The sequence below is a fragment of the Qipengyuania algicola genome (assembly GCF_042492175.1).
In the GTDB taxonomy this organism is placed as follows: domain Bacteria; phylum Pseudomonadota; class Alphaproteobacteria; order Sphingomonadales; family Sphingomonadaceae; genus CAJXSN01.
In genome coordinates this window covers 2,162,715-2,179,446 of record NZ_CP170453.1, presented here as the reverse complement: position 1 = coordinate 2,179,446, position 16,732 = coordinate 2,162,715, and the positions used below count along the sequence as shown (strand labels likewise).

General features: G+C 62.3%; 19 protein-coding genes and 1 tRNA gene. 11 read left to right on the top strand and 9 right to left on the bottom strand.

The window, feature by feature from the left end; all coding sequences use genetic code 11:
- Nucleotides 1–47 precede the first annotated feature (47 nt).
- The 5 genes from leuB to ACFCW2_RS10310 all read right to left on the bottom strand — a co-directional run bounded on the left by leuB (nt 48) and on the right by ACFCW2_RS10310 (nt 3,507).
- The gene (leuB, locus tag ACFCW2_RS10330; protein ID WP_379546190.1) at nt 48–1,106 is read right to left on the bottom strand and encodes a 3-isopropylmalate dehydrogenase; all 1,059 of its coding nucleotides are present in this window, start codon (nt 1,104–1,106) and stop codon (nt 48–50) included.
- A 20-nt stretch (nt 1,107–1,126) separates the two neighbouring features.
- A complete protein-coding gene (gene recO / locus ACFCW2_RS10325; RefSeq protein ID WP_379546189.1) occupies nt 1,127–1,735 on the bottom strand; it encodes a DNA repair protein RecO in 609 nt (202 codons plus the stop codon).
- 18 nt (nt 1,736–1,753) lie between these two features.
- Nucleotides 1,754–1,999 carry an accessory factor UbiK family protein gene (locus ACFCW2_RS10320; RefSeq protein ID WP_379546187.1) on the bottom strand — a complete coding sequence of 82 codons (246 nt, stop codon included), beginning with the start codon at nt 1,997–1,999 and terminating at the stop codon, nt 1,754–1,756.
- Nucleotides 2,000–2,038: 39 nt separating this feature from the next.
- Complete coding sequence (locus tag ACFCW2_RS10315) at nt 2,039–2,593, bottom strand: TspO/MBR family protein (protein ID WP_379546186.1); 555 nt, start codon at nt 2,591–2,593, stop codon at nt 2,039–2,041.
- Nucleotides 2,594–2,712: 119 nt separating this feature from the next.
- Nucleotides 2,713–3,507 carry a TlyA family RNA methyltransferase gene (locus ACFCW2_RS10310; protein ID WP_379546185.1) on the bottom strand — a complete coding sequence of 265 codons (795 nt, stop codon included), beginning with the start codon at nt 3,505–3,507 and terminating at the stop codon, nt 2,713–2,715.
- Nucleotides 3,508–3,542: 35 nt separating this feature from the next.
- Here ACFCW2_RS10310 and ACFCW2_RS10305 point away from each other — a divergent pair, with 35 nt between their 5' ends.
- The 5 genes from ACFCW2_RS10305 (at nt 3,543) to ACFCW2_RS10285 (ending at nt 7,754) form a co-directional block, all read left to right on the top strand.
- Nucleotides 3,543–4,124: a hypothetical protein gene (locus tag ACFCW2_RS10305; protein ID WP_379546184.1), complete on the top strand. Its 582-nt coding sequence runs from the start codon at nt 3,543–3,545 to the stop codon at nt 4,122–4,124.
- A 631-nt stretch (nt 4,125–4,755) separates the two neighbouring features.
- Entirely contained in the window at nt 4,756–5,835 is a 1,080-nt protein-coding gene (locus tag ACFCW2_RS10300) for a branched-chain amino acid aminotransferase (RefSeq protein ID WP_379546183.1), read from the top strand.
- Nucleotides 5,832–6,119 carry a hypothetical protein gene (locus tag ACFCW2_RS10295; RefSeq protein ID WP_379546181.1) on the top strand — a complete coding sequence of 96 codons (288 nt, stop codon included), beginning with the start codon at nt 5,832–5,834 and terminating at the stop codon, nt 6,117–6,119. Before ACFCW2_RS10300 ends, ACFCW2_RS10295 begins: the two co-directional genes overlap by 4 nt.
- The gene (locus tag ACFCW2_RS10290) at nt 6,100–7,101 is read left to right on the top strand and encodes a rhodanese-related sulfurtransferase (RefSeq protein ID WP_379546180.1); all 1,002 of its coding nucleotides are present in this window, start codon (nt 6,100–6,102) and stop codon (nt 7,099–7,101) included. The genes ACFCW2_RS10295 and ACFCW2_RS10290 overlap by 20 nt, the downstream gene beginning before the upstream one ends.
- A complete protein-coding gene (locus ACFCW2_RS10285; protein ID WP_379546178.1) occupies nt 7,101–7,754 on the top strand; it encodes a glutathione S-transferase in 654 nt (217 codons plus the stop codon). The genes ACFCW2_RS10290 and ACFCW2_RS10285 overlap by 1 nt, the downstream gene beginning before the upstream one ends.
- Here ACFCW2_RS10285 and ACFCW2_RS10280 read toward each other — a convergent pair.
- Complete coding sequence (locus ACFCW2_RS10280; protein WP_379546176.1) at nt 7,751–8,653, bottom strand: LysR family transcriptional regulator; 903 nt, start codon at nt 8,651–8,653, stop codon at nt 7,751–7,753. The genes ACFCW2_RS10285 and ACFCW2_RS10280 overlap by 4 nt on opposite strands.
- 116 nt (nt 8,654–8,769) lie before the next feature.
- Between ACFCW2_RS10280 and ACFCW2_RS10275 the strand changes: the two genes are divergently transcribed.
- The 3 genes from ACFCW2_RS10275 (at nt 8,770) to ACFCW2_RS10265 (ending at nt 10,798) form a co-directional block, all read left to right on the top strand.
- Nucleotides 8,770–9,474, top strand: coding sequence for a pirin family protein (locus ACFCW2_RS10275; RefSeq protein ID WP_379546174.1), 705 nt, complete (start codon nt 8,770–8,772; stop codon nt 9,472–9,474).
- Between the two features lie 118 nt (nt 9,475–9,592).
- Nucleotides 9,593–10,186, top strand: a complete 594-nt coding sequence (locus tag ACFCW2_RS10270; protein ID WP_379546172.1) for an FMN-dependent NADH-azoreductase — start codon at nt 9,593–9,595, stop codon at nt 10,184–10,186.
- Between the two features lie 105 nt (nt 10,187–10,291).
- Nucleotides 10,292–10,798, top strand: coding sequence for a hypothetical protein (locus ACFCW2_RS10265; protein ID WP_379546170.1), 507 nt, complete (start codon nt 10,292–10,294; stop codon nt 10,796–10,798).
- A gap of 46 nt (nt 10,799–10,844) precedes the next feature.
- Here ACFCW2_RS10265 and ACFCW2_RS10260 read toward each other — a convergent pair whose 3' ends face one another.
- Entirely contained in the window at nt 10,845–12,872 is a 2,028-nt protein-coding gene (locus ACFCW2_RS10260; protein WP_379548970.1) for an NAD(+) synthase, read from the bottom strand.
- A gap of 81 nt (nt 12,873–12,953) precedes the next feature.
- Nucleotides 12,954–13,991, bottom strand: a complete 1,038-nt coding sequence (locus ACFCW2_RS10255; protein ID WP_379546168.1) for a DNA topoisomerase IB — start codon at nt 13,989–13,991, stop codon at nt 12,954–12,956.
- 75 nt (nt 13,992–14,066) lie between these two features.
- On the opposite strand from ACFCW2_RS10255, the gene yghU reads away from it, so the two are divergent.
- Nucleotides 14,067–14,909, top strand: coding sequence for a glutathione-dependent disulfide-bond oxidoreductase (gene yghU, locus ACFCW2_RS10250; RefSeq protein ID WP_379546166.1), 843 nt, complete (start codon nt 14,067–14,069; stop codon nt 14,907–14,909).
- On the opposite strand, the gene argE is transcribed toward yghU, so the two are convergent.
- Nucleotides 14,906–16,069 carry an acetylornithine deacetylase gene (gene argE, locus ACFCW2_RS10245; RefSeq protein ID WP_379546164.1) on the bottom strand — a complete coding sequence of 388 codons (1,164 nt, stop codon included), beginning with the start codon at nt 16,067–16,069 and terminating at the stop codon, nt 14,906–14,908. The two genes, yghU and argE, sit on opposite strands and share 4 nt — an antisense overlap.
- Before the next feature lie 78 nt (nt 16,070–16,147).
- On the opposite strand from argE, the gene ACFCW2_RS10240 reads away from it, so the two are divergent.
- Nucleotides 16,148–16,222, top strand: a tRNA-Gln gene (locus ACFCW2_RS10240).
- An 83-nt stretch (nt 16,223–16,305) separates the two neighbouring features.
- Nucleotides 16,306–16,692 carry an I78 family peptidase inhibitor gene (locus tag ACFCW2_RS10235; protein WP_379546162.1) on the top strand — a complete coding sequence of 129 codons (387 nt, stop codon included), beginning with the start codon at nt 16,306–16,308 and terminating at the stop codon, nt 16,690–16,692.
- Nucleotides 16,693–16,732: the final 40 nt, after the last annotated feature.

Below are 16,732 nucleotides of genomic sequence, written 5' to 3'. Positions count from 1 at the left end.
CCCCTCCACCGTCTCTAGACAGTCCCCCTCCCCGTTCCGGGGAGGATTTACATTTCGGCAAGCACCGCGTCAGCCAATTCCCGCGTGCCCATGCTGCCGCCCAGATCGAAGCCCCGTGTGCCGCCTGCCAGCGCCGCCTTGACCGCATCCTCGATCCGCCGCGCATCGTCCTCGCGACCGAAGGAATGGCGTAGCATCATCGCGGCAGAGAAAATGGCGGCCAGCGGATTGGCCCGCCCCTGCCCGGCGATATCGGGCGCGCTGCCATGGATCGGTTCGTACAGGCCAAACGTGCCATGCGCGCTCTGCCGCTCGCCCAGCGAGGCACTGGGCAGCAGACCGATAGAGCCGACGCACATGCTCGCCTGATCGGACAGAATATCGCCGAACAAATTGCCCGTCACAATCGTGTCGAACTGGCCCGGCGCGCGGACCATCTGCATCGCGGCATTGTCGACATAGAGATGATCGAGCGCGACATCGGGATACTCGGCCGCGACCTCCACCACCACATCGCGCCACAGCTGGCTGGTCTCCAGCACATTGGCCTTGTCCACGCTGGTCAGCCGCCCACTGCGACCCTGCGCGGCGCGGAAGGCGACATGCGCGATGCGGCGGACTTCATTCTCGGAGTAAGCCATCCGGTCCCAGCCCTCGCGCTCGCCGCTTCCCAGCGTGCGCGTGCCCTTCTCGCCGAAATAGACATCGCCGTTCAGCTCGCGAATGATCAGCATGTCGATTTCCCGCGCGATTTCCGGACGCAAAGCGCTGGCATCTTCCAGACCGGGCAGCATGGAGGCGGGGCGCAGATTGGCAAACAGCCCCAGCTCAGCCCGCAAACCCAACACAGCTTGTTCCGGCCGCAAGTGGCGCGGCAGGTCATCGCAAGACGGATCGCCCACCGCTCCGAACAAAACAGCATCGGCTTCGCGCGCCATAGTCAGCGTTTCGGGCGGCAGCGGATGGCCATGTGCGCGGTAAGCTGCCGCGCCGACATCGCCAGTGAACAACGTCAGACCCGGCAGGTCCATCGAGTCCAGCACGCGCACAGCCTCGCTGGTCACTTCGGGGCCGATACCGTCGCCGGCGAGGACTGCAATTTTCATCGAAGGTTATGCCTGTGTAGTTATAGTATTTTGCGCAGCCGCTCGATCAATTGCGCGCGGGCGGCCATGGTCTGGCCGCGAATCTGGCCGGGCCGGTCGGGTAGCAAATACTGCGCGATCGGCGCCTCCAGTTTTTCCATCGCGGCGACAATATCGGCTAGGCTCTCCGCCTCCGGTCGCATGCCGCCATAGCCCAGTTCGCGCAATAGCAGCGCCTCATACACCAGCAGCCCCCGCGCCCAGCCCCGCGCACTCGGTGCCTGGCAAATGGCGGAAAGAACGCCCTGCAAAGCGTTGAAAAGCGATGGATATTGGGTGCGTTCTGACAAGGCACTGGCAGTCAGTGCGGTGACCCACTGAATTGCGGCGGCAGGCAGCGGCTCGCTGAGCCAGGGCCCGCGGCTCTCAAGGAGTTCCAGCTTTGCAAAGGGCAATTGGCTGTCCGACTTCGCGCGCAATTGCGCTTCCACCAGATTGCCGGGAATGACCACTGGCCGCAGCACGCGCCCCCGCCCGCCCGCGACATAGGCGGCGATCATTCCAAAATGCTCGGTAAACAGCCGCGCGATCACAGCTGTCTCGCCATGCGCACGGGTAGACAAAAGTAGGGCTGGCGCGCGCAAATCCATCGGCGCGTGCCTCTCGAACTACTTGATCTTGGCTTCCAGCGCTTCGATCCGCTTGGCCAGCGCCTCATTTTCTTCGCGGGCCTTGGCAGCCATCGCCTTGACCGCGTCGAATTCTTCGCGCGCGACAAAATCCAGTCCGCCAACGGTTTCCTTCACCCGCTCACGGGCGCTCTCGCGCGCCTCGCGGGTCATGCCTGCAAACGTGCCGGCGGCACCGTTCATCAGCTTCACGAAATCGGCGATCATGGGGTTCTGGCTTTGCATGGAAAGTTATGTGGCGGCGGTTTGCCTAATTCACAACCCCTACAACTCGATCCGCTCGACTGCCGAGCTGGGGATCGCGGCGTCGTAATTCGGGTTCGCGGCCAGAAATTCATAATTGAGCAGCGTCGCGAACAGGACCCACGCCAGATAAGGCAGCAGCAGAATGCCTGCCAGAGTGCGCACCCGCCAGAAGGCCACGATCGTCGCGATCAGCGCAATATTCAGCGCGCCGATCACCACCAGCGCAAGGGTAATCTCCTGCGCGCCGAAGAAGGTCGGCGTCCATGCCAGATTGATCACAAATTGCACCGCGAACAGCACAATCGCGAGTGTCCGCCCGCGCGCGCCCCACGCAGCGCAGACCAGCGCGAGGGCAAAGCCCATCATGATGTAGAGGATTGTCCAGACGATGCCGAACAGTGCAGGCGGTGGATATATCGCCGGTTTTTCCAGCATGGCAAACCACGGATTGTCGGGGCCGGACGAGAACAGCGAGCCCGCGACAAAGCCGAGCAGAACGCAGGCGGGGATGGTGAACAGCGACCAGCGAATGATACTGGCGCGCAACTGCCCACGTGAAGCCAAACCTGTCATGCGTTCTCCCAATATTTTGGCCCAGCATCAGGGTATGCGATTCGCGACCGGAGCGGTGTGCCCATTGGCGGGGCAACACGCAAGACGCGCACAGCCGCTGTCCTGTAAATGGATGCAAATCAGGCGCTGGCAGGTGCTCCGCTGTCCATTCGCGGATGAGCCAATCCCCGATAGGCGGAAACTAGAAACTCCACATTCCCCTCCGGCCCCTTGATCGGGCTTTCTAAAATGCCCTGAATGGCCCAGCCGCCGCTCTCCAGCCAGATGCGCACTTCCTCGCAAACGCGGGCATGCAGGGCGGGATCGCGCACCACACCGCCTTTGCCGACTTCCTCGCGGCCCACCTCGAATTGCGGCTTGATCAGCGCGACCACACGGGCCTCGGATGCGGCGAGTTCGAACGGACGCTCCAGCACCTTGGCGAGACTGATAAAGCTGGCATCGCATACCACCCAGCTGCACGGGCGATCGATCTGGTCGGCCGTCAGGATGCGCGCGCTGGTCTGCTCCAGCACTGTCACGCGCTCGTCCTGCCGCAATTTCCAGGCGAGCTGGTTGGTGCCCGAATCCACCGCAAAGACATGCGCCGCGCCCTTGCTTAGCAGCACATCGGTAAACCCGCCGGTGGAGCTGCCGATATCCATCGCTGTGACGCCGGAGGGATCGAGCCCGAAATGCTCGATCGCATGGGCGAGCTTGATCCCGCCGCGCCCGACCCACGGGTGATCGCGCCCGCGCACCTCCAGCGGCGCGTCCTCTGCCAGAGCCTGACCCGGCTTCAGCACTTTGGTTTCGCCGGAAAAAACCGTGCCTGCCATCACCAACGCCTGCGCCCGAGTGCGGCTGGGGGCGAGGCCGCGTGCGACCAGCAACTGGTCAACGCGCTGTTTCGCTCGCTTGGGCTTTTTCTCCATGGACACGGGGGTCCGTTAGCGCGCATGAGTGCGCCATGTCGACTATTCCCAAGTTCCAGAACCGACCGCACCACCACAATCGCGCTGCGCGCGGAGCGATCCTGCTCGCCAGTCTGGCCGTGGCCTGCTGCACGCCGCCCGCGCCCGAGCCTACGCCGCCCCCGCCACCTGCACCGCCTCCGGTGACGGTTGCTCCGGCGCCCCCGCCTCCCGCGCCGGAATACGACAATTGGCTGGATGCCCCGGCCAGCGCAGGCAACTGGACCTACCGCGACGGCGCGGCCAGCAGCTATGCTCTGTTCGGCCAGCCCGGTCAGGGCGCGCGCTTCGGCATGGAGTGCAACAAGAATTCCCGCACCGTACGGCTGGTGCGCGCGGGCTCTGCCAGCAATGCCGTCCCCATGCGCATCCGCACGGAAACCGCCCAGCGCATGCTCACCGCCACCCCCGCCACAAACGGGCAAGCGACCCTGACCGTCGATCTCAACGCCAGCGACCGCCTGCTGGACGCGATGGCGTTTAGCCGGGGCCGGTTCGCGGTGGAGACATCGGGACTGGAGACACTGTACATCCCGGCATGGGCCGAAGTGACGCGCGTAATCGAGGATTGCCGCTGAGCTATTTGGGGAAAGCTGAAATTGGCTCTTGTCTTCCCGCCCGTTTGGAATCACATTCCTTATTGAGTTCGGCGAAGAACGCCCTGCTCGGCCCCCGGTGAAACGGTTGGGGTCTTGCTTAAATAGCTGAAAGGAGGTGATCCGATGTCTCATGGTTCAATAGCGAGGTCGGTGAAATCCCGTACGGAGCATATTCGGTAACATCTCTTTGCCGAGTAAGGCTTTGTGAGCGGCGTTTCATCGTCGCTGACCATGTTTTGGGGCGGTGTCCTGCTTAGGCAGGCGCCGCCCTATTCATTTTGTTTTCCGCACCCCATCCGGGGCGCGATCTCCTCGCTCATGCGACCTGAAGGTCGCGTCGCTGCGGGCGGCCGGTCGGCCTTTGTCGGTCACTGGTCGCGACCGAAATTAGTCACAATTGGAGCGTTTGGGCGATGGTATCGGCGCCGATAGGCGACGACAGCGCGCGACCGCGCGCCGCCGCTTATGCGGCGAAGCAAAGAGTGCGGATGCACTCCGCCCGCAGGGTCCCAACAAAAACGCCTCGCCCGCAGGGTCTCAACAAACAACACCTAAAAAACCCGCCCTTGGTTACCTTGCCTCAAACCTTCCCTGCCAGTAACCGCGCACTATGGAATTCAAGCACACTTCCCACCCCTCGCCGCTGGGCACCGATGCGCGCGCGCAGATCCTTACCGATCCCGGTTTCGGCAAGCATTTCACCGACCATATGGTGGTAATCGATTACGACGCGGCCAAAGGCGGCTGGCATCAGGCCAGCATTGGCCCGCGTGAGCCGATCAGCCTCGATCCCGCCGCCTCGGTGCTGCACTATGCACAGGAAGTGTTCGAGGGGATGAAAGCCTACAAGCAGGAGGACGACACCCTCTCGCTGTTCCGTCCCGAGGCGAATGCGGCCCGCTTCAACGCCAGCGCCCGGCGCATGGCAATGCCCGAATTGCCTGAAGAATTGTTCATGGAATCGATCCGCCAGCTGGTTGCGGCGGACAAGGATTGGGTGCCCACCATCGAAGGCGGCGCGCTTTATCTGCGGCCCTTCATGTTCGCTTCCGAAGCGTTTCTGGGTGTGCGCCCGGCGACGCAGTACAAATATATCCTGATCGCCTGCCCCGTTGGCGGCTATTTCAAATCCGGCGCTCCGGCAGTGAAAATCTGGGTTAGCCGCGACTATGTCCGCGCTGCCCCCGGCGGCACGGGCGCGGCTAAGACCGGTGGCAATTACGCCGCGTCGCTGGTCCCGCAGGCAGAGGCCACCGCAAATGGTTGCGATCAGGTCGTGTTTCTCGATGCGGTCGAGCGCAAGTGGATCGAGGAACTGGGCGGAATGAATCTGTTCTTCGTGTTCGACGACGGCAGCGTGGTCACCCCGCCGCTGACCGGCACGATCCTGCCCGGCATCACCCGCGACAGCCTGATCCAGCTGATCCGCGAAGAAGGCCTGCAAGTGCGCGAAGAACCCTACTCCATCGACCAATGGCGCGCCGATGCGACCATGGGCCGCCTGACCGAAACGATGGCCTGCGGCACTGCCGCCGTCGTCACCTCCGTGGGCACGGTCACTGGCCCCGATGGAGACTTCACCATCGGCACCGGCGGCCCCGGCCAGCTGACCACCAAATTGCGCGAGCGGCTGGTGGCGATCCAGAAGGGCGAAGCGAAGGACAGCTACGGCTGGGTGACGAAGTTATGATCTCGGCTTTACTCTTCTTCCTGATGGCTGCGCCCGGTGCTTTCGAGCCCGTCGAATGGCTGGATTCCAACAGAGTAAAAGTGAGCACCGAAATCATCCGCAAAAACAGCGGGCGAGCCCACGCGTCGGCGCAAATCAAACTGATGCGCATGGCGAAAAAGGCCTGCAAACCAATTGGAGGCGCGGTATCGGATGGGACCTTGCGTGTTGACCAACTTGAGAAACCAGACTCGAAGCGCACGACGCTTCTGCTGAGTGAGGTCTATGTCTGCCTCCCCGACTGATCTCCCCATCCAAGTAGCGGCGCTCTACCGCTTCACGCCCTTCCCCGATCCCGCTGCCCTGCGCGAGCCATTGCTGGCGGCGTGCAATGAGGCGGGCGTTAAAGGCACCATCCTGCTCGCGCCCGAGGGCATCAACGGGACGATTGCCGGGCCGGACAGCGCGGTCGAGGCAGTACTCGCCCACATCCGCGCCCTGCCCGGTTGCGCCGAACTCGAGCTGAAAACCTCCCGCGCCGCCGAGATGCCGTTTTACCGGATGAAGGTGCGGCTGAAGAAAGAGATCGTCACCATGGGCCAGCCCTCGGTCGATCCCACCGCCAGCGTCGGACGCTATGTCTCTCCGCATGAGTGGAACGAGGTGGTCGCCGATCCCGACACCATCCTGATCGACACCCGCAATGATTACGAGGTTGCAGCGGGCCAGTTCAAAGGGGCGATCGACCCAAAGACCGAGACGTTCCGCGACTTCCCGGCGTGGTTCCGCGATCGCCGCGACGAATTGCTCGGCCAGGGCAAGACCCCGCGCGTCGCCATGTATTGCACCGGCGGCATACGGTGCGAAAAATCGACCAGTTTCCTGCGCGGCGAAGGGGTGGAGGATGTCGTCCATCTGAAGGGCGGGATCCTCAAATATCTCGAAACCGTGCCCGAAGATGAAAGCCTGTGGGAAGGCGAATGCTTCGTCTTCGACGAGCGGGTGACGGTGAAACACGGCCTTGAGACCGGCACCCACGCCCTGTGCCGCGCCTGCCGCCGCCCGCTCGACGAGAAGGCGCGCCAGCATCCCGACTATGTCGAAGGCGTAGGCTGCGCAGAGTGTATCACCGAGCGGACGGACGAACAGCGCGCCCGCTATGCCGAACGCCAGCGGCAGGAAGAGCTCGCCGCCAAGCGCGGGGTCGCTCATGTCGGTGCGACGCTGCCGGAGAAGGAATTGAAAGACGGCGGGGACTGGGAAGCCGAGTGGGGGCCGAAATTCTGATGAGCGACCTCGCACCCACCCTCCCCGTCCTCTACAGCTTCCGCCGCTGCCCCTACGCGATGCGCGCGCGCATGGCGCTGTGGATCAGCGGGAACGCGGTGAACCTGCGCGAGGTGAAGCTGGCCAACAAACCCGATGCGCTGCGCGAGGCCAGCCCCAAAGCGACCGTCCCGGTGCTGCAAAGGCCCGATGGCACAGTGCTGGAAGAAAGCCTCGACATCATGCGCTGGGCGCTGGGGCGCAATGACCCGGAAGGCTGGCTGGCACGCGAGAATGCAGGCCTTATCAAGCTGTTCGACGGCGCGTTCAAACACCACCTCGACCGCTACAAATACCCCAATCGCTACGCAGACGAGCCGGATTACAGCAAGGTTGATCATCGCGGCGAAGGGCTTGCCATATTGAGCGATCTCGACGGGCTCCTGTCCCGACAACCGCATATTGGCGGCGAGCAACGCGGCTTCACCGACATCGCCCTGTTCCCCTTCATCCGCCAGTTCGCCAATACGGATCGCGACTGGTTCGATGCCCAGCCGATCCCGCATGTGCAGCAATGGCTGGAGGATCATCTGGCCTCCGATCTGTTCCAGAGCGTAATGGCGAAATATGCCGTCTGGCAGCCGGGCGACGAGCCGGTGGTGTTCGGCCCCTAGTCCGGACACTCCGTCAACCGCTCCCGCAGCGCGTCGATCAGCCAGCTTGTCGCCGGACCGGGCTTCGTGTCACGCCGCCACAGGGCGCTGAAGCGGTAGGTGGTGCCGGGCTTTTCCGGCAGGTCGAGTGGGACCAGCGCGCCGCTTGCAAGATCGCCCGCCACCATCGGGCGGGGCATATTGCCCCAGCCGAGGCCCTCTTTCAGCAGCGCATGCTTCGCGCCCAGATCGCCCAGCCGCCAGGTCAGCGGGCTGAGTACCGAGAATTCGCGGCCCTGTGTCAGGTCCGATCGGTCGGCGAGGACGAGCTGCAAGTGCTTGCGGCTCTCGCCGGGCTCCACACCCTCCTGTGCAAGCGGATGGTCCGGCGCAGCAAGGGGGACAAGCTCGGTTGAGCCAATGTCCTGCCGCTCCAGTTCCGGATGGTCGCCCACCACCGGCCCGCCGACACCCAGCACGGAGGACCGCTCGAGCAGGCAGGCGGCCACCGCACCCAGCCCCTCGACCTGCAAGCGGAGCGCGACGGTGGGAAACTTCGCACGGAAATCGCGCAGCACGGCCGCCGTTGCCTCGCCCGGCACCATTACGTCGAGGACCAGAGACACATCGCTCTCCAGCCCGGCGTGCAAGCTGCGGGTCTTGGCCAGCAGCGCATCGGCACGGTCGGCCACCGCGCGCGCTTCGGCCAGCAGGCCCTTCCCCTCCTCGGTCAGCACCGGCTTGCGCGAGCCTTCGCGTGCGAACAGCGTGACGCCCAGTTGCGCCTCCATCTGCGCGATTCCGTAGCTGATGGCGGATACCGCCCGCCCCATACGCCGCGCCGCGCCGCCAAAGCTGCCTTCCTCCTCGACCGCCAGAAAGATGCGCAGTTGATCGAGTGTGGGGTCGGCAAGCTGCATAGGGCTTTTCCATATATTCCGATTATCCGAACATTTTAATAGTTTTTATCTCACTTATCCTTTCAATCTGCAATGCCTATTTCCGTCTCACACCCACTCCCGACAGGAGAACAGACATGATCGAATTGCGCCCTTTCAACACGCTCGGCTCTGCCAATCACGGCTGGCTGGATGCGCGTCACCACTTTTCCTTCGCCGGATATCACGATCCGGCACGGGTCAATTGGGGCTCCCTGCGCGTCTGGAACGACGATACGATTGCACCGGGCACCGGCTTCCCCACCCATCCGCATCAGGACATGGAAATCATCACCTATGTCCGCAAAGGCGCCATCACCCACCGCGACAGCATGGGCAATGAAGGCCGCACCGAAGCGGGCGACGTACAGGTAATGAGCGCTGGCGACGGTGTGCAGCACTCGGAATACAATCATGAGGGCGAGGACACGCAGATCTTCCAGATCTGGATCATTCCGTCGCAGCGCGGCGGCACACCTGGCTGGGGCGCACGGCCCTTCCCCAAAGGCGACCGCGCCGGGCAATGGGTCGCCCTCGCCAGCGGTGCGGCCAATGATGACGACGGCGCTCTGCCGATCCGCACCGATGCCGAAGTCCTCGGCGCAACTGTGAAGGCGGGCGAGAGCGTGACCTACACTCCGCGCGACGCCTCTCGGCATCTCTATCTGGTGCCCGCCACCGGAAAGGTGCGGGTCGAAGATGTGGAAGCCGAAGCGCGCGACGGCGTGGCCATCACCGACATGGCCAAAATCACTGTGACCGCGTTGGAGGACAGTGAACTCGTCCTCGTTGATGCAGCCTAATAATCTCCCCTCCCCCTGGGGAGGGGTCGGGGGTGGGGGTTCCACGTTGAATTGCCGCCGAACACCCCCACCCTGCCTCCCCCCTCAAGGGGGAGGAGAAAATAGAAGGAGAATTCCTATGACCAATATTCTGCACATCACTTCCAGCATTCGCGGCAGCGAGTCCGTCAGCAACGATCTGGGCCAGCGCATCGTGGACAGCCTGACGGCAAAGCAAGACGCACAAGTCGTCACCCGCGACCTGTCGGCCAATGATATCCCGTTTGTGGATGCGGACCGCTTCGCCGCCAATCTCGCGCCCCACGCGGAGCGCTCCCCCGAACAGACCGAACTGGCCGCTATTGCCGACACGCTGATCGGAGAATTGCAAGCCGCCGACACCATCGTGTTCAGTGTGCCGATCTACAATTTCGGCCCGCCCGCAGTAGTCAAAGCATGGGCCGATCTGGTTGCGCGCGCCGGGACGACGTTCGAGTACACGCCCACCGGACCGAAGGGTAAGCTGGAAGGCAAAACCGCCTATCTCGCCATCGCCAGTGGCGGCACGGCCGTGGGCAGCGACATGGATTTCATGAGCAGCTGGCTGAAATTCTTCCTCGGCTTTCTCGGCATCACCGACGTGAGCCACATCGCCGCCGACGGCATCATGGGCGAAGGCGGCGAGGAGAAAATCGCCGAGGCGAAAGAAAAGGCGGTGGCGTTGGCGGGTTGATCCGACTGTCCCTTGAATCAAAAAGCATCGCCGGGGGCTTGGCTTTCCAACAAGGCTAGCCCCTACGCGGCGCAGACGCCCTGTCCATATCTACGATCGTCCGAGATGGACGTTGCGACCCAGTTCGTATTGGGTCAAAGTTCTGAAATGGAATGGAATGAGATATCAGGCGATTTTGAACCTGACGGAAGTTACCGCGATATCCTTATAAACGAGGTTACACTGGTTGAATGGCAAGCAGTGATTGACGCCGTCAGAAAAAACATGCCTTCCTTCGAATATTATGCCGGAAGCAAATTAGCCGAGATGCCACAGGATATTTCGAGGTTATTTAACCTTGGACCTGATGAAGATCGTTCGGATTTGTATCTCGATTTCGGAAACGGCCGGATCAAGTGTCATTTTTTCTCAGAAGACCAGATCGAGTTCGACATTGACCCTCGGGATATGAACGCGGGATCGCTCCCATCACTTATCAATTTTATGACTCTGCTGGGAACAGTGGTTGAAAAGCCGGTATCGCTGACACACGAAGCAATGCCTGACGCTGAAATTTTGCGCTATATGCCGGCCACAGGACGAGTTGATTACGTCGGCCCAGCCTTCGGATAATTGTTATGCGCTATTGGGTCGCTAGCTGACAGTCCGATCCTAAGTGTTACTCCGGCACCTTCGCTTTCAGCTCATCCAGCCACACGCCTGCCACTGCATCACTCGGTGCCCGCCAGTCGCCGCGTGGTGACAGCGCGCCGCCGCTGGTGACTTTGGGGCCGTTGGGCATCGCGCTGCGTTTGAACTGGCTGAACTGGAAGAAGCGCCAGAGGAATTTCTCCAGCCACGCGCGAATAGTTGCCAGATCATATTCGTTGCGGCGGTCTTCCGGAAACTCCATCGGCCACACGCCCGCGCTCGCATCTTTCCACGCATGCAGCGCCAGAAACGCCACGTGGCTGGGCCGCTGGCCGTAGCGCAAAATGTGGTGGAGGAAGAAGTCGTTGAGCTCGTACGGGCCTATCAGGCTTTCGGTGCTCTGGATTTCGCCGTCTTCGTTTTCCGGCACCAGTTCCGGGCTGATTTCCGTATCGAGCACCGCATCCAGCGCTTCGTTGCATCCGGCGTCGAATTGCCCGGTTCGTTCGGCCCAGCGGATCAGATACTGGATCAGTGTCTTGGGCACGCCGGAATTGACGCCGTAATGACTCATCTGGTCACCCACACCATAGGTGCACCAGCCCAGCGCCAGTTCCGACAGATCGCCGGTCCCGACCACAAAGCCGCTGTGCTGCCCGGCCAGACGGAACAGGTAATCTGTGCGCAGGCCAGCCTGCACGTTCTCGAAAGTGGTGTCGTAAACCGGCTCTCCATTCGCAAAAGCATGGCCGATATTCTCAAGCATGAGCTTGGCGGTCGGGCGGATGTCGATTTCTTCGGCCGTGATGCCGGTCGCCTCCATCAGATTCCACGCATTGGACTTGGTGCCGTCCGACGTCCCGAAGCCGGGCATGGTGTAGCCGCGAATGGTGGTGCGCGGCAGGCCCAGCTTGTCGCACGCTTTGGCCGCCACCAGCAGCGCCTGCGTGCTGTCGAGCCCGCCGGAAATGCCGATCACCAGCGATTTGGGATTGGTTGCCTGCATCCGCCGCATCAGGCCATCGACCTGAATGTTGAACGCCTCGTAGCAATCCTCGTCCAACTTCTCCGGCCGGTTGGGCACAAACGGGAAGCGCCGCACGGCGCGGCGCAGGCCGATATCGCCGCCCTGATAGCGGTGGGTAAATTCGATGCGGCGGAAATATTCGTCCGGCCGCCCGGCATATTCCGCGCCGTCGTTAAAGGTGCCGTTGCGCATGCGTTCGGACAGGATGCGCTGGGTGTCGATGTCGGTTACGCACAGTTCGGCATCGAGATCGAAGCGGGTGCTTTCGATCATCAGCTCGCCCATTTCATAGACCATGCCCTGCCCGTCCCACGCCAGATCGGTGGTGCTTTCGCCGTGGCCGCTGGCCGAATAGGCGTAGGCGCAAATCGAGCGGTTGGAGCTGGCGCGGCACAGCAAATGCCGGTCATCGCTGCGCCCGATGGTGATCGGGCTGGCCGAGAGGTTGCACAGGATCGTGGCCCCGGCGAGCGCAGCCAGAGTGCCCGGCGGCTGCGGCGCCCAGAAATCCTCGCAAATCTCCAGCCCGAAGGTGAAGCCGGGGAGGTTCTCCGCTGCAAACACCAGATCGGTGCCGAAGGGCACGTCCTGCCCGTTGAGGGTAATCTCCAGCCCCTGAATATTGTGCCCGCGTGCGAAGTAGCGCTTCTCGTAAAACTCGCGGTAATTGGGCAGGAAGCTTTTGGGCACCACGCCCAGCAGGCGGCCATGCGCAATGGCCAGCGCGCAATTGTATATCCGCCCCTTGCGCCGCAAAGCCGCGCCGATGATCAGAACGGGATGCAGTTTCTCCGACGCCGCGACGATTTCCGCCACCGCAGCCTCTGCCGCATCCAGCAATGTCTGCTGCAGATGCAGATCGTCCACCGCATAGGATGTGACGCACAGTTCGGGATAGACCAGCAGATCGACATGCTGCTCATGCGCAGCCTCGGCCTGCTCGATAATTGCCGCCATATTAAAGGCGACATCCGCCGTCCGCACGCACGGCGTGCTGGTCGCAACGCGCACAAAACCGTGATTGTGCATGTCGAAGAAGGCGTGCGATTGTGTCTCGGTCACCAAGCTGGGCGCTCCTGAAATCCTGTGTGCTTCGGCCCTAGCCGTTTGTCAGGCTGCCAGCAATTCGGACGCGTTGGGCGCCTGCTCCAGCAGAGCCAGCAGTCCCCGCTCCTCGCGGGTAAGCCACCGGGTCGCGCGCGGCAGACGCAGGCTCTCGCGCCAAACCTCCTGGTCTTCCAGCGTTTCGAACAACGCAGGGTGAATGTAGCTTTTGCGCGCAATTGCGGGCGTATTGCCCAACATCTGCGCCACGCCTTCGGTCAGCGCCTTGATGGTCACCCGTTCATCCGCATGGGCCAGCGTCTCGTAAGCAAACGCGCTGGCGTGCCATGTGCGAAAATGTTTCGCGCTGAAATCCTCACCCATCGTCTCGCGCAGGTAAGTGTTTACGTCGGACGAAGTGACCGCATGATGCTGGTCATCGTCATCGACATACTGGAACAGGTGCTGGCCCGGCAGGTCCTGCATCCGCTGCACCATGGTGGAAAGCCGCGCATCGCTGACCGTGACTTCCCGATCCTTGCCGCCCTTTCCGCGATAGCGCAGGCGTAGGGTCTTGCCGGTAATCTCGGCGTGGCGCTGCCGCAGGGTGGTCGCGCCGAAACTGTTATTGCGCTGGGCATAGCCTTCATTGCCGATCCGCACCGCACCCAGATCGAGCAGACGGACAACACTAGCGACGGCGCGCTCGCGGTTCAGTATGCGCCCACGCAGATCGTCCTCCACCCGGCGGCGAACCAGCGGCAACAGATTGCCAAAGGCGATGCAGCCATCGAATTTCTCGCTTTCCTGTCGGGTGCGAAATTCGGGGTGGTAACGATATTGCTTGCGGCCCTTCGCATCATAACCGGTCGCCAGAATGTGGCCATTAGGCGCAGGGCAAAACCACGCATCGACATAGGCTGGCGGCAGGGCAATTTCATTCAAACGGCGCTTCTCAGCCCGGTCGCGGATCAGCTGCCCCTTTGCATCGTAATAGGCCCAGCCGCGCCCTGCCCCCTTGCGAGTGATGCCCGGCAGACTGTCATCGACATAGATCAGTTTGGTCGGCGGCCCTTGCATGACACCATAAACTGCGCACAGCATGATCCGGTTCCGTAACCACGGACCCAATTGCGCCGAAAAGCGTTGGGTAGGAAGCAACAGGAAGGCCCCTCTGACATGACCGAATATACACCGCCCGCCGTCTGGAAGCATGACACCGAAAACGGGGGCCGGTTCGCCGCGATCAATCGCCCGACAGCCGGTGCGCGCGAGGAGAAGGAGCTGCCGCGCGGGGACCATCCCTATCAGCTCTATTCACTCGCCACGCCCAACGGGGTGAAGGCGAACATCATCTTCGAAGAGCTGATCGAGGAAGGCCACGACCTCGATTATGATGCGTGGGTCATCAATATCGGCGAGCAGGAGCAGTTCACCAGCGGCTTCGTCGGCGTGAACCCCAATTCGAAAATCCCCGCTCTGCTCGACCTGTCCGGGCCCGAGCCTGTGCGGGTTTTCGAAAGCGGCGCGATCCTGATGCATATGGCGGAGAAATTCGATCGCTTTCAGGCCAAGGGCCCCGCGCGTGCGGAAATGCTCAGCTGGCTGTTTTGGCAGATCGGCAGCGCACCCTTCATCGGCGGCGGCTTCGGCCATTTCTACGCTTACGCGCCGGAGAAATTCGAATACCCGATCAATCGCTATGCGATGGAAACCAAGCGCCTGTTCGATGTCGCCGACCAGCGGCTTGCCCAGACGCAGTTCCTGAGCGGCGAGGAATATACCATCGCCGATATGGCTGCGTGGCCGTGGATGGCCCCCTTTACCAAGGGCGTGATTTACAACGATGCGAAAACCTTCCTGAGCATCGACGAATATGAGCATGTCGGTCGCTGGGCGAAGGAAATCGGCGAGCGCGTGGCCGTGCGCCGCGCGATGATGGTCAACAAGACCTGGGGCGATGAAGATACGCAGGTGCCCAACCGGCATTCGGCGGCCGATTTCGAGGGCAAGAAGGTTTAGGTCAGCTCTTCCGCAAGCCGCTCCATAAAGCGCGCGCCAGCCTCTAACTGGTCGAGTGCAATCCATTCGTCCGGCTGGTGCGCCTGCTCGATGCTGCCGGGGCCGCAGATCACGGTCGGGAAACCGGCCTGCTGGAATTGCCCTCCTTCGGCCGCATAGGCGACTTGCAGCGGAGCGGTGTTCTCGCCGGTCAGGCGGCGTACGAAGGCGACTGCATCCTCGCTGCCCTGCGGCGTCATCGGCGCGGTTCCGGCGTGACGTTCAATCGTCACGCCGCAATGCGGGAAGCGCGCCTTCAGCTGGGAATCCACTTCTCCGCATCGGGCAATAAACGGGGCCAGAATAGCATCCGGATCCTCATTCGGCGGGCAGCGCAGATCGAACACGAAGCGGGCATGGCCAGCCAGAATATTGGCTGCCTCACCGCCCTCCATCACACCGACCGTCAGCGTCGCCTCGGGCGGGTCGAAGCCATTGTCCGGGTCGGCCCGTGCGCGCAATTCTTCCGCCAGAACGGCGAGTTCATGCATCAGCTCGATCGCGACCATATTGGCCGAGACGCCGTGGCCGGTAAGCGAACTATGCGCCTCGTGCCCGCGCACGGTGACCTCATGAACCGCAATGCCCTTGTGCCCCGTCACCACCCGCATCAGGCTAGGTTCCCCGACAATAGCGAGGCGCGGCGGAGGGATGGTCTGGGCCATCCGTGCGATCATGGCAGGCGCGCCCTGACAGCCCACCTCCTCGTCATAGCTGATTGCCAGATGCACTGGCAGTTTCCCGGCGGCGAAGCGCGGCACAAAGGCTAGCGCCAGCGCGATGAAGCCCTTCATATCGGTGACACCGCGCCCGATCAGGCGCTTGCCACCCTTGGCAACCACTTCGCGCGCAGTCCACGGGTCTGCGCTCCAGTCCTGCCCTTCCACTGGCACCACATCGCTGTGACCGGAAAGGATCACGCCGCCTTCCACAGCTGGCCCGCAAGTTGCGAACAAATTGGCTTTCGTCCCCTCCGCATTCGCTACCCGCTCGGACGCAATGCCATGCTGCGCGAGATAATCCTCCACCCATTCAATCATCGCCAGATTGCTACGGTGGCTGGTTGTGTCGAAAGCGACCAGCGTGTCCAGAATGGTGCGGGCAGTTGCGAGATTGGTCATGGACGCGACACTACTGCGCACTTGCTTGAAAACCACCCTTCCCTTCCGCGTCAGGCCCGCTATAGAGCGCGCCAGTGCTGGGGTGTGGCCAAGTGGTAAGGCACCGGTTTTTGGTATCGGCATTCGCAGGTTCGATCCCTGCCACCCCAGCCATTTTTTCCCCTCGATATCAGCGCCGCAACGATAGTGCCCGCCGTTCATTGGCGCGAAGGCCAGCTTGCGCTAGTGTTGCTTGCATGAAACGCATTCTGACCCTGATCGCTGCCATTCCCCTCGTCGCCTGCTCGACCTATGCGGATGAGGAGGCCGAGCCAGCGGACGCAGGACAGGAGACCGTCGTGGAAGACACCGCATCATCGGACGCCCCCTCTGGCCAGCGCGAATATACCGACGAAGAACGCAAGTTTCTCGATAGCGTGAACTTCTGTCAGGAAGAGGCTGTCGGCGGCTATGTGGGCAAAGAGGCGAGCGATGCCATGGTCAAGGAGATCGTGGAGAAGAGCGGGAGCAAATCCTTCCGCGTGCTGGCTCCACAAGATGCCGCCACGATGGATTACCGCACCGACCGGGTGAACATCATGACCGACGAGAACGGTTTGATTATCCGCGTGCGCTGCGGCTGATTTTACGCACACCGCGCACAGCAAAAAGGGGCCGCAGATT

Coding starts and splice junctions, on each gene's coding strand:
- leuB (WP_379546190.1), bottom strand. CDS start 1,106: ATGAAAATTGCAGTCCTCGCCGGCGACGGTATCGGCCCCGAAGTGACC.
- recO (WP_379546189.1), bottom strand. CDS start 1,735: ATGGATTTGCGCGCGCCAGCCCTACTTTTGTCTACCCGTGCGCATGGC.
- ACFCW2_RS10320 (WP_379546187.1), bottom strand. CDS start 1,999: ATGCAAAGCCAGAACCCCATGATCGCCGATTTCGTGAAGCTGATGAAC.
- ACFCW2_RS10315 (WP_379546186.1), bottom strand. CDS start 2,593: ATGACAGGTTTGGCTTCACGTGGGCAGTTGCGCGCCAGTATCATTCGC.
- ACFCW2_RS10310 (WP_379546185.1), bottom strand. CDS start 3,507: ATGGAGAAAAAGCCCAAGCGAGCGAAACAGCGCGTTGACCAGTTGCTG.
- ACFCW2_RS10305 (WP_379546184.1), top strand. CDS start 3,543: ATGTCGACTATTCCCAAGTTCCAGAACCGACCGCACCACCACAATCGC.
- ACFCW2_RS10300 (WP_379546183.1), top strand. CDS start 4,756: ATGGAATTCAAGCACACTTCCCACCCCTCGCCGCTGGGCACCGATGCG.
- ACFCW2_RS10295 (WP_379546181.1), top strand. CDS start 5,832: ATGATCTCGGCTTTACTCTTCTTCCTGATGGCTGCGCCCGGTGCTTTC.
- ACFCW2_RS10290 (WP_379546180.1), top strand. CDS start 6,100: ATGTCTGCCTCCCCGACTGATCTCCCCATCCAAGTAGCGGCGCTCTAC.
- ACFCW2_RS10285 (WP_379546178.1), top strand. CDS start 7,101: ATGAGCGACCTCGCACCCACCCTCCCCGTCCTCTACAGCTTCCGCCGC.
- ACFCW2_RS10280 (WP_379546176.1), bottom strand. CDS start 8,653: ATGCAGCTTGCCGACCCCACACTCGATCAACTGCGCATCTTTCTGGCG.
- ACFCW2_RS10275 (WP_379546174.1), top strand. CDS start 8,770: ATGATCGAATTGCGCCCTTTCAACACGCTCGGCTCTGCCAATCACGGC.
- ACFCW2_RS10270 (WP_379546172.1), top strand. CDS start 9,593: ATGACCAATATTCTGCACATCACTTCCAGCATTCGCGGCAGCGAGTCC.
- ACFCW2_RS10265 (WP_379546170.1), top strand. CDS start 10,292: ATGGACGTTGCGACCCAGTTCGTATTGGGTCAAAGTTCTGAAATGGAA.
- ACFCW2_RS10260 (WP_379548970.1), bottom strand. CDS start 12,872: ATGCACAATCACGGTTTTGTGCGCGTTGCGACCAGCACGCCGTGCGTG.
- ACFCW2_RS10255 (WP_379546168.1), bottom strand. CDS start 13,991: ATGCTGTGCGCAGTTTATGGTGTCATGCAAGGGCCGCCGACCAAACTG.
- yghU (WP_379546166.1), top strand. CDS start 14,067: ATGACCGAATATACACCGCCCGCCGTCTGGAAGCATGACACCGAAAAC.
- argE (WP_379546164.1), bottom strand. CDS start 16,069: ATGACCAATCTCGCAACTGCCCGCACCATTCTGGACACGCTGGTCGCT.
- ACFCW2_RS10235 (WP_379546162.1), top strand. CDS start 16,306: ATGAAACGCATTCTGACCCTGATCGCTGCCATTCCCCTCGTCGCCTGC.